Origin of the sequence: Streptomyces sp. NPDC088554 (assembly GCF_044752945.1) — a bacterium.
Classification (GTDB): domain Bacteria; phylum Actinomycetota; class Actinomycetes; order Streptomycetales; family Streptomycetaceae; genus Streptomyces.
This window is the reverse complement of sequence record NZ_JBIVMF010000057.1, coordinates 1-12,627: the sequence shown is the minus strand read 5'-3', so window position 1 is coordinate 12,627 and position 12,627 is coordinate 1. Positions and strand designations below refer to the sequence as shown.

Sequence of the window (12,627 nt, the reverse complement as noted above, 5' to 3'; positions counted from 1 at the left end):
CCTGACCATACGTCGCCAACAGAGCCTGCGCCTCGATCGGATCACCCAACCGCGTACCCGTACCATGCGCCTCCACCACATCCACCTCGGACGACGCCAACCGCGCATTCGCCAACGCCTGCCGGATCACCCGCTGCTGGGCGGGACCGTTCGGCGCCGTCAAACCATTCGAAGCACCATCCTGGTTGACCGCACTGCCCCGCACCACCGCCAGCACCCGGTGACCGTTACGCTCCGCATCCGACAACCGCTCCACCAACAACAGCCCCACACCCTCACCCCAGCCCGTACCATCCGCCGAAGCCGAAAACGCCTTGCACCGACCATCCCCAGCCAACCCACCCTGCCGACTGAACTCCACAAACGCACCCGGAGCCGACATCACCGTCGCCCCACCCGCCAACGCCAAAGAACACTCACCCCGACGCAACGCCTGCGCCGCCAAATGCAAAGCCACCAACGACGCAGAACAAGCCGTGTCCACAGTCAGCGCAGGCCCCTCCAAACCAAAGGTGTACGCAAGCCGACCAGAAATCACACTGGGGGTGTTACCCGTCATCAGGTAACCCTCGACCTCTTGTGGGGTCTCCCGTACCCCGGTGAGGTAGTCGTGGACGTTGGTGCCGACGAACACCCCGGTCGTACTGCCGCTCAGGGACGTCGGGTCGATGCCGGCCCGTTCGAACGCCTCCCACGCCGTCTCCAACAGCAGCCGCTGCTGCGGGTCCATCGCCATCGCCTCGCTCGGCCCGATGTCGAAGAACGCGGGGTCGAACTCGGCCGCGTCGTGCAGGAACGCACCATGACGGGTGTAGGTCTTACCCGGCTTCCCGGGATCCGCATCGAACAGAGCGTCGATATCCCAACCCCGGTCCGTCGGAAACGACGTAACCGCGTCCTGACCACGGAAAACCAGATCCCACAAATCTTCGGGGCTCTGGACACCGCCGGGGAAACGGCAGCTCATCCCGATGATCGCGACGGGTTCCTGCTGCTGGTCCTCGACCTCGCGGAGACGTCGGCGAACCTGACGGAGGTCAGCGGTGACCCGCTTGAGGTATTCGACGAGCTTCTCTTCGTTTTGCATGCGAGGTCTGTTCCTTTAAGCGCAGTGTCAGTGTCGGGGAGTAGGCACGGTCGCGGAGTCAGCGCCTTATCACAGGTCGTCGAGTTCCTGGTCGACCAGTGCGAAGAGCTCGTCGACGCTCGCCGACTCGAGTTCGGCGTCGTCGGCCTCCCTCTTCGGGGCGTCAGCCATGGTGTCGAGGTGTGAGAGGAGTTTCCGCAGCCGGACCGAGACTTCACCCCGCGAGTCCTCGTCGAAGCGCGCCACGGACACCGCGGCCTCCAGCCGCTCCAGCTCCGCCACCACCAGCGACTGTGGTGCCGGCTCGTCCAGCGCGAGCTGCTCCCCTATGTGCCGGGCCAGCAGCACCGGCGAGGGGTAGTCGAAGACCAGCGTGGCGGAGAGCCGGATACCGAGGACACCGCCGATCCGGTTGCGCAGCTCCACCGCGGCAAGCGAGTCGACACCCAATTCGCGGAACTTCCGGCCAGGATCGATCATGCCCGTGCCGGCATGGCCCAGCACGGACGCGGTGTGCTCGCAGACGAAGTCCAATAGCTTCTGTTCCCGCTCCTCCTCGGACAGGCCCGCCAGCTTCTCGACAAGGGACGACCGGGAGCTGCCCCCGCCCCCGCCCCCGCTTGTCGCGGCCTTACGACGGCCCGTGACCCGGACCAGATCACGCAACAGCGCGGGCACCACACCACTGGAAGCGGCCTGCTGCCGCAGTGCGGCAAGGTCCAGCCGGACCGGCGCCAGCCACGCATGCTCACCGGACACACCGGCATCCAGCAAAGACAACGCTTCATCAGCGGCGATCGGCAGCACTCCCGAACGGCCCATCCGGGCCAGATCCACCTCGCCCAACTGGCCCGTCATACCACCGGCCTGGTCCCACAGCCCCCATGACAGCGACGTCGCCACCAGCCCATCAGCCCGTCGCCTGGCCGCGAGCGCGTCCAGAAACGCATTGGCCGCCGCGTAATTACCTTGCCCCGCACCACCGAACACACTCGCCGCGGACGAGAACAACGCGAACACCGACAGATCAAGACCCGCCACCAGCGTATGGAGGTGCCAGGCCGCGTCCGCCTTCGGAGCAAACACCCTCTCCAACCGTCCAGGAGTCAGCGCCCCCACCACACCGTCATCCAGCACACCCGCCGCATGCACCACACCGGTCAGCCGGCGCCCATCCGGAATATTCGCTATGACAGAGGCCAGAGCATCCCGGTCCGCGACATCACAAGCCACCGCCGACGCCGTCGCACCCAGCTCGCGCAGTCCCGCAACCAGCTTCGCCATACCCGGAGCCTCTCCACCACGACGGCTCACCAGCACCAGATGCCGCACGCCCCACCGCTGTACCACATGCCGGGCAACCACACCACCCAACGCGCCAGACGCACCCGTAATCAACAACGCGTCTTCGGCATCCCACACCGGCACACCACCAACAGAGGCGGCTTCGGCCCGCACCAGACGCGGCACGAACACCCGCCCACCACGCACCGCGAGCTGCGGCTCATCGCCCCCTACCGCCAGCCCCAACGCCTGCCGCACCACATTCAGATCATCGACATCCAACAGCACGATCCGGCCCGGCTGCTCCGACTGCGCCGTACGCACCAAACCCCACAACGCCCCCGCACCCAGATCACCCACACCCTCAAGAACCCGACCCGCGTCCACCGCAACCGCCCCCCGGGTCACCACCACCAACCGGGACCCGGCAAACCGCTCATCCGCCAACCAGGACTGCACCAGCCCCAGCCCCTCGGCCACCACCCCATGTACCCCAGCCAAAACCCGCCCATCACCGTCCCGCGCATCACCATCACCATCCAGATACGCCACCACCAGCCCCGGCACCGCCCGGCCGGCCGCCACCGCCGAACCCAGAGCCGCCAGATCCGGCAGAACCTCACACCCATCCAGCGGCGCCCAGCCATCACCCCCGTCCAGCGCAGCCCACTCCCCCGCATCCTCCGGGGCAGAGACCTCCGCCAACTCCCGCCATCCCAGCCGGAACAACGACCGTCCGCCACCAGCGCCCACACCCATCACATCCGCCGACACCGGGCGCAACACCAAAGACCCGACCGACGCCAGCAGTCGCCCCGCACCATCCGCGACAGTCAACGCCACCTCATTCACCCCCACCCCCGACACCCTCACACGCAACGCATCCACACCCGACCCGAACAGACGCACCTCACCCCACGAGAACGGCAACACACCGCCCCCGCCGTCACCCACAAACTCCCCGAACCCAATCGCGTGCAACGCCGAATCCAACAGCGCCGGATGAAGGCCGAACTCCCCCGCGCCGCTGAGGGGTGTCGCGTGGCCGCTCCGCCTCTTCGTGACGACGGCCAGCTCCGTGTTCTGCGGGTCGATCGTGCGCGGCACCGTCAGGACGATCTTGCCGATATGCCGAGCCTGGCTCAGGTAACGAAGCGCATCCGGCGCACTCAGCAGATCCCAGGTGGTGACCGGAAGGGGAGTCAGCGTGCCCTCGCCGAACAGTCGCAGCACCTCTGCGAGCATGTGCCCGACCCGTTCGGGTCCGGCCTCGATCAGGTCGAAGGCGCGGTAGTGGACACCCGGATACCGGACGGCGACCTCTTTCGCATCACGGATGTCGGTCTTGCCCATCTCGATGAACCGGCCGCCGTCCGCAAGCGTCCGCAGCGACGCGTCCACGAACTCACCGGCCAGCGCGTCGAGGACGACGTCCACACCTCGGCCGCCCGTCGCCTCCCGTACCCGCGGCTCGAACTCCAGGTCCCGGGAGGAGGCGATGTGTGCCTCGTCCAGGCCCTGTGCCCGTAGCGCGTCCCACTTGCCGGTACTGGCCGTACCGAACACCTCGGCGCCCAGATGCCGCGCCAGCTGCACGGCCGCCATGCCCACGCCACCGGCAGCGGAGTGGATCAGCACCGACTGACCCGTCTGGAGTCCGGCCAGATCCACCAGGCTGTAATAAGCTGTCAGGAACACCAACGGCACCGATGCCGCCTCCGGATACGACCACTTCTCCGGGATCTTCGCCAGCATGCGGTGGTCCGCCACGGCCATCTGTGCGAACGAGTCGAGCGCGACACCCATCACCCGGTCGCCCGGCGCGAGGCCGGTGACCTCCGGGCCGGTCTCCAGGACGACACCGGCCACTTCCCAGCCGAGCTTGTCCTTGGTCTCAAGCATGTCCAGAGTGATCAGAACGTCGCGGAAGTTCAGGCCCGCCGCATGCACCTCGATCCGGACCTCGTGCGCCCGCAGGGGACGATCCGCCGCCTCGTACGCCACCAGCACCAGGCTGTCCAACGTCCCACCGCCCGTGGGCTCCAGCCGCCACACCGGAGCGGCCGTGTCCTGGTCGGGCGCCCCATTCCCGGATCCCGCGCCGTCGTGGTGGGTGTCGTTCAGCGCGACCTCGGCGAACACCTCCGCACCACGCCGCCATACCGACCGCAGCCCCTGGAAGACCGGCCCGTAGCCAAAACCGCCCTCCGCCAACCGGCCGTACAGCCCCTCGATGTCCACAGCCACCGCATCCCGCGGCGGCCACTTCACCAAATCACCGTCCTCCGCCGGTCCCGCGACGGCGGAGGCGGGGGCCAGCACACCGGTAGCGTGGCGGGTCCACGGCCCGTCCGCGTCCTCCTCCGGCCGGGAGAACACCGTCACCGGCCGGTCGCCCCGCCCCTCGTCCGGCCCCCCGACCACCACCTGGACCTGCACACCACCACGCTCCGGAAGCACCAACGGCACCTCCAACGTCAGCTCCTCAACGCACTCCGCACCCACCTGCTCCCCGGCCCGCAACGCCAGCTCCACAAAAGCAGTCCCGGGAAAAAGCACCGCACCATGCACCCGGTGATCCGCCAGCCACGGCTGAGCCCCCAACGACAACCGCCCCGTCAGCAACGCCCCACCACCATCGGCCAGCCCCACAGCGGCACCCAGCAACGGATGCCCCACCCGGCCCAACCCCAGCCCCGCAACATCACCACCCGGCCGCGCGGACGCATCCAGCCAGTACCGCTGACGCTCAAAGGCATAGGTCGGCAGCTCCACCCTGCGCGGCCCGAACGACGCGTAATACGCCGCCCAGTCCACCGCCACACCCCGCACATGCACCGCGCCCACAGCCGCGACCACAGCCTCGCCCTCATCGCGCCCCGCCCGCACCGTGGACACGAACTCCGTGTCCCGCGCCTCCTCCTTCCCCAGACAGTCCTGTCCCAGCGCGGACAACGCCCCGTCCGGGCCCACCTCCACAAACGTGGTCACACCCTCAGCCCGCAGAGACCGCACCACGTCGTAGTAACGCACCGCCTCCCGCACATGCCGCGTCCAGTACTCCGCCGACCCCATCTCCGCCCCGGCCAGCTCACCCGTAACAGCCGACATCACAGGAATCCGCGGCACACCGAACACCACCCCCTCGGCGACCCGCCGGAACTCATCAAGCACCGGATCCATACGCGGCGAATGGAACGCGTGCGACACCGCCAGCCGCCTCGTCCTGCGCCCCCGCCCCCGCACCGCCTCCTCAATACGGAGCACCGCCTCCTCATCGCCCGCGACCACCACAGCCTCCGGCCCGTTCACCGCGGCGATGCCCACCGCACCGGGCCCCTCCACATCCACCAGCTCACGCGCCTCGGCCTCACCCACCTGCACCGCGACCATCGCGCCACCGGCAGGCAGCCCCTGCATCAACCGGCCACGCGCCGCCACCAACCGGCACGCGTCCCTCAGCGACAGCACCCCCGCCACATGCGCGGCCGTGATCTCACCCACCGAATGCCCCGCCACCACATCGGGCGACACACCCCACGACTCCAGCAACCGGAACAACGCCACCTCGAACGCGAACAACGCCGGCTGCGCAAACTCCGTCCGGTCCAGCAACAAGCCCTGATCCGGACCCTCTTCTTCGAACAGCACCCCCTCCAACGGCCGCTCCAACCACACATCCAGCTCGGCGACCACCCCGGCCAACGCCTCGGCAAACACCGGGAACCCGTCCCGAAGCCGACCGCCCATCCCCAACCGCTGCGACCCCTGCCCCGCAAAGACAAACGCCACGCGCCCACCGGACCCGGCCGCACCCACCCGCACCCGAGGATCCGCATACCCCCCGGCCAACGCGTCCAGCGCCTCCAGGAGATCCGCCCGCGTCCGCCCGACCGCCACGGCGCGATGCTCGAAGGATGAGCGGGCGATAGCCAGCGAGTAACCCACATCCGCAACAGTCGCATCGGGCTCGGCTGCCACATGCCCCCGCAACCGCCGGGCCTGCCCACGCAGAGCATCAGCGCTGCGGGCAGACACCAGCCAAGGCATCGGGACCCCGTCGGGTACGGGGGTGGCGTCGGGTTCCTCCTCAGGTACAGGTCCCTCGACGGCGGCCTGTTCGAGGATGACGTGCGCGTTCGTCCCACTGACGCCGAAGCCGGAGACGGCGGCACGACGGGGACGTCCCGTCTCGGTCCACGGCCGTGTTCGGGTCAGCAGCTCCACCGCTCCCGCCGACCAGTCCACCTCCGGTGTGGGCTCGTCCACGTGCAGTGTGGCCGGCAGTGTGCCGTGCCGCATCGCCATCACCGACTTGATGATCCCGGCAACGCCCGCAGCCGCCTGCGTGTGTCCGATGTTCGACTTCACCGACCCCAGCCACAACGGCCGCTCCTCCGGCCGGTCCTGACCGTACGTCGCCAACAGGGCCTGCGCCTCGATCGGATCGCCCAGCCTCGTACCCGTACCGTGCGCCTCCACCACATCCACCTCGGACGGCCGCAACCGCGCGTTCGCCAGCGCCTGACGGATCACCCGCTGCTGGGCGGGGCCGTTCGGCGCCGTCAGCCCGCTGGAAGCACCGTCCTGGTTGACCGCGCTGCCCCGCACCACCGCCAGCACCGGGTGGCCGTTGCGCTCCGCGTCCGACAGCCGCTCCAGCAACAGCATGCCCGCGCCCTCGGCCCAACCGGTGCCGTCCGCCGTAGCGGAGAAGGACTTGCAGCGGCCGTCTTCCGCCAGTCCGCGCTGCCGGGTGAACTCGGTGAACACACCGGGGGTGGCCATCACGGTGACACCGCCCGCCAGGGCCAGGGAACACTCGCCCTGCCGCAGCGACTGAGCGGCCAGGTGCAGAGCGACCAGGGAGGAGGAACAGGCGGTGTCAAGGGTGACCGCCGGCCCTTCGAAGCCGAAGGTGTAGGCGACCCGTCCGGAGGCGATGCTGCCGGCGTTGCCGTTGCCGAGGTAGCCCTCAAGCTCTTCCGGCACCTCAAGGACCCGGGTACCGTAGTCGTGGTACATGACTCCGGCGAAGACGCCGGTGGCACTGCCCCGCAGGGTGGCCGGATCGATCCCCGCCCGTTCCAGCGCCTCCCAGGAGGTCTCCAGCAGCAACCGCTGTTGGGGATCCATCGCCGTCGCCTCGCGCGGCCCGACGCCGAAGAATCCGGCGTCGAAGCGGTCCGCGTCGTAGAGGAACCCACCCTCGCGGGTCAGACTGGTCCCCCCGGCCCGCTCCGAGTCGAACAACGCCTCCAGGTCCCAGCCCCGGTTCTGGGGGAAGTGGGAAACGGCATCGACTCCGTCCGCGACCAGTCGCCACAGCTCCTCCGGCGAACCCACCCCACCCGGATAACGGCACGCCATCCCCACGATCGCGATGGCCTCGTACCGCTGCTCCTCGGCCTCGTGCAGGCGCCTGGTCGTACGGTCGAGATCGGCGGTGACCCGTTTCAAGTAGCTGAGGAGCTTTGCTTCGTTGGGCATTTGGGTGGCGTCTCCTTGACGAGCAGTTCCATCATTGGCCGGAGGCGATCAACGACCTGGTAATGGATGCGGCGGGGAAGCGGGCGGGGAAGGCCGCAGAACCTCGGAGCGGGAACCGAGCGCGGCCACGGGCGGTCGGCTAGTGGACCTCGGTGGATCCGAAGTTGTCGTCGATGAAGGAGAAGATCTCGTCCGCGGTCGCCTCTTCGAGGTCGGTTTCCGCGACGACTTCCCCGGAGGTCGCGCCACCGGTTCCGTGCCACTGCCCCACGAGGTCCTGAAGTCGGCTCGCGATCTTCATGTGCCCGACATCGCCGGCCTGCATCTGCGCAAGTGTGGCTTCCAGCCGGTCGAGTTCCGCCAGCACGGAGCGGATGTCCACTTGGTCGTCGTCCAAGTGGGTGTGCAGATACCGGGCCAGGGCGGCGGGGGTCGGGTAGTCGAAGATCAGTGTCGTCGGCAAGCGGAGCCCGGTCGCGGAACTCAGCCGGTTACGAAGGTCGACCCCGGCGAGCGAGTCGACGCCCATGCTGGTGAATCCGCTGTCCACACCCACCTCGTCGCGGCCACCGAAGCCCAGTACCACCGCCGTACGGTCGCGGACCAGATCCAGCACCATACGCTCCCGGTCCGGCGCCGACGCCACCGCCAGCTGCTTCCGGAACTCGTCCGGCGCACTCGACGCCGCGTTGTCGACGTGGGTACGTCGGAGCGGGGCGCGGACGAGACCGCGGAACAGGGGTGCCACCCCGAGGCCGGCCTGTGCGCGGATCACTCCGAGGTCCAGCCCGACCGGGATCAGCCACGGGTACTCGGCGCCCAGCGCCGTGTCCAGCAGGGCGAGTCCCTCCGACGAGGAGAGCGGGCGGATACCGGTACGTGCCAGCCGTTCCAGCTGCGTGTCCGCCAACTGTCCTGTCATACTGCTGCGTTCGGCCCACAGCCCCCAGGACAGGGACGTCGCCGGGAGACCTTCACGGTGCCGATGAACGGCCAACGCATCCAGGAAAGCGTTGGCAGCAGCATAATTACCCTGGCCCGCCGCACCGAACACCCCAGCCGCAGAAGAGAACAGTGCGAATACCGACAACTCCAGACCAGCAGTCAGCTCATGCAGCCACCACGCCCCATCCACCTTCGGCCGCAACACCCGCTCCAGCCGCCCCGCAGTCAACGACTCGACCACACCATCATCCAACACACCCGCCGTATGAATCACACCCCCCACAGGATGCCCCACCGGAACATCAGCCAGCACCGACGCCACCGCCGCCCGGTCCCCCACATCACACCGAACCTGCCGCACCGACACACCCGACGCAGCCAACTCCCCCGCCAGATCATCAGCTCCACCACGACTGAGCAACACCACATGCCGCACACCCCACACAGCCACCGCATGCCGAACCACCAACCCGGCCAACACCCCCGAAGCACCCGTCACCAACAACGACCTCACCGGATCCCAACAGACACCACCATCGGATACCGGAGCCCTGACCGCCCGGGCCAGCCTCGGCACCAGAACCTCACCACCACGCACCGCGACCTGCGGCTCACCCGTGGCCAAAGCCGCCGACACCGCAGATGCCGAGTGCACCTTGTCATCGATATCCATGAGCACGAACTGCCCCGGATGCTCGGACTGCGCCGACCGCACCAACCCCCACACCGCGGCACCCGCCAGATCCGACACCGCGTCGCCCGGCCGGGCAGCGACCGCGCCACCGGTCACCACTGCCAGACGCGCCCCCGCGAACCGTTCGTCGGCAAGCCACTCCCGAAGCAACACCAACGCCTCGCGAGTTGACGTACGTACCCCATCCACCATGCCGACCGGCCCGGAGCCGTTGTCGCAGAAGGCGAAGACCACCTCCGGAACCGACTCGCCGGAGTCCACAGCCCGTCGTAGCGCGGCCAGATCCTCGTACGAGCCAAGGCCCTTACCACCGGCGGAGACACCAGCCCCTTCACCACCGACCACTGCCCAACTCGCGTCCCCGGCAGCTGCCGAAGAGGCCACGGGTGCCCAGTCCACCTGGAACAGATCCGACCGCCCGGCCTCAAGCTGCCCCTCCTTGACCGGACGTGTCACCAACGCGTCCACCGACGCCACGAGCCCACCATCGCCGTCCGCCAGGGTGATTCGTACAGCGTCACGGTCCGTGAACGCCAGTGTCACCCGAGCCGTAGCCGCGCCCGTGGCCCGGAGCGAGACGCCGCTCCAGGAGAACGGCAACCGTCCCAGCCCCTCGGACCGCGGAGTGTCGTACCCCAGCAACAGCGGATGCAACGCCGCGTCCAACAACGCCGGATGGACACCGAACCGCCCCGCCGCATCCCGCTCCGACCCGGCCAACTCCACCTCGGCGAACAACTCACCCTCACGCCGCCAGACACGCCGTAGCCCCTGGAACGCCGGACCGTACACATAACCCGCCTCGGCAAAGCGCTCGTACACCTCGTCGAGATCCACCTCGATGACACCGGACGGCGGCCACGCAACCGACACAGCGGGAACCTCAGCGGTCCCCGCCACCGCCAGCGCACCCGTGGCATGCCGTGTCCACGCCTGCTCCCCGGCCCCGCCCTCGGGCCTGGAGTGAACGGTGAGCGCGCGCCGACCCGAATCGTCCGCCCCGGCGAGAACCAGCTGAATGTGGACCGCGCCCCGCTCCGGCAGGACCAACGGGGCATGGACGGTCAGCTCATCCAGGTGGCCGAAGCCGGTGTACTGACCGGCGGCCAACGCCAGCTCGACGAAGCCCGTGCCCGGCAGCAGCACCGAGCCGAACACCGCGTGATCGGCCAGCCACGGATGCGTCGCCACCGACAACCTGCCCGTGAACACCGTACGATCCTCCTCGGCCAGATCCACCACACCGGCCAGCAAGGGGTGTTCCAGCGTCTGCAACCCGACGGCCGACGCATCCCCTGTTCCACCCACGGAAGCGTCCAGCCAGAAACGTCGCCGCTGAAAGGCATACGTCGGCAACTCCACCCGACCCGCACCCGTACCCTCGAAAACCGCCCGCCAGTCCGGCTCCACCCCATTGACATACGCCGTGGCCAGCGCCCCCATCACCGCCAACGACTCCGAACGATCCCCACGCAACGCCGGCACAAACACCACCGCACCCTCCCCACCGGCCCCATCCCCACCAGCCGGATCCCCACCGGTCCTGTCCGCCTCGACCGGATCCTCGCCCAGACAGTCCGGACCCATCGCCGAAAGCACACCCCCCGGCCCCACCTCAACAAACAACGACACACCCACATCCACCGCAGACCGCACCACATCCCCAAACCGCACCGGCCTGACCACATGCTCCACCCAATACTCCGGACGGCACACCTCATCAGCACCCACCAACCGCCCACTCACCCCCGACACAAACCCCACCCCCGGCGCGGCGAACGACAAACCCTCCACCACCCCCCGGAACTCCTCCAGCACCGGCTCCATCAACGGCGAGTGAAACGCATGCGACACCGTCAGCCGCTTCGTCCGACGCCCCCACGACCGCACCACATCAACAACCCCCGCCACCGCATCCCCAGCACCGGACACCACCACCGACCGCGGACCATTCACCGCCGCCACACCCACCACACCACCATGACCCGCCAGCAGGCCCGCAACCTCCTCCTCCGAAGCCTCCACAGCCACCATCACACCCCCCGACGGCAACCCCTCCATCAACCGCCCACGCGCCGCCACCAACCGACACGCATCCACCAACGACAACACCCCCGCCACATGCGCCGCCGCCACCTCACCCACCGAATGCCCCGCCACCACACCAGGCAACACACCCCACGACATCAACAACCGCGCCGTCGCCACCTCCACAGCAAACAGAGCAGGCTGAGCAAACACCGTCCGCTCCAACAACCCACCACCAACACCGATCACCTCACCCAACGGCCGCGGCAACACCGGATCCAACAACCCACACACCTCACCGAACACCCCCGCAAACACCGGAAAACGCTCCGCCAGCTCCAACCCCATACCAACCCGCTGAGACCCCTGACCCGAAAACAGGAACCCCACCCCCGGCACCCCCGAGAACCCGGACACAGCACCACGCACCAGCCCAGAAACCTCCCCACCCCCCACCAACGCCTCAAGCCCCACCAACAAATCATCCCGCGACCCACCAACCACCACCGCACGCCGACCAAACGACGACCGGCCAACAGCCAGCGAATACCCCACATCCACAACAGACACACCAGGCTCAGCCACCACACACTCCCGCAACCGCCCAGCCTGCCCACGCAACGCTTGCTCGTCCCTGCCCGAAACCGGCCAAACCACCGCCGACACCGGAACCATACCGGGCACCCGATCACGATCAGAGCCAGTGACAACACCCTGCTCAAGAATGACGTGCGCATTCGTACCACTGACACCGAAACCCGAAACAGCGGCACGACGAGGACGCCCCACCTCCGGCCACGGCCGCGCCTCGGTCAGCAACTCCACAGCCCCCACAGACCAGTCCACCTCCGGGGTAGGCTCGTCCACATGCAACGTGGCAGGCAGCACACCATGCCGCATCGCCATCACCGACTTGATAATCCCCGCCACACCCGCAGCCGCCTGCGTATGCCCGATATTCGACTTCACCGACCCCAGCCACAACGGCCGCCCCCCCGACCGGCCCTGACCATACGTCGCCAACAGAGCCTGCGCCTCGATCGGATCACCCAACCGCGTACCCGTACCATGCGCCTCCACCACATCCACCTCGGACGAC

The 12,627-nt window shown here is 68.4% G+C and carries 3 protein-coding genes; all 3 read right to left on the bottom strand.

All coding sequences use genetic code 11. From position 1 onward, the window contains the following. A partial coding sequence (locus ACIP8W_RS31215) for a beta-ketoacyl synthase N-terminal-like domain-containing protein (protein WP_402205758.1) occupies positions 1-1,087 on the bottom strand: 1,087 nt, incomplete at its 3' end. 69 nt (positions 1,088-1,156) lie between these two features. Further along, on the bottom strand, positions 1,157-7,861 hold the full coding sequence (locus ACIP8W_RS31210) for an SDR family NAD(P)-dependent oxidoreductase (protein ID WP_402205756.1): 6,705 nt from the start codon (positions 7,859-7,861) through the stop codon (positions 1,157-1,159). A 139-nt stretch (positions 7,862-8,000) separates the two neighbouring features. Next, positions 8,001-12,627 (bottom strand): acyltransferase domain-containing protein (locus ACIP8W_RS31205; RefSeq protein ID WP_402205754.1); only part of this gene is annotated, 4,627 nt, incomplete at its 5' end.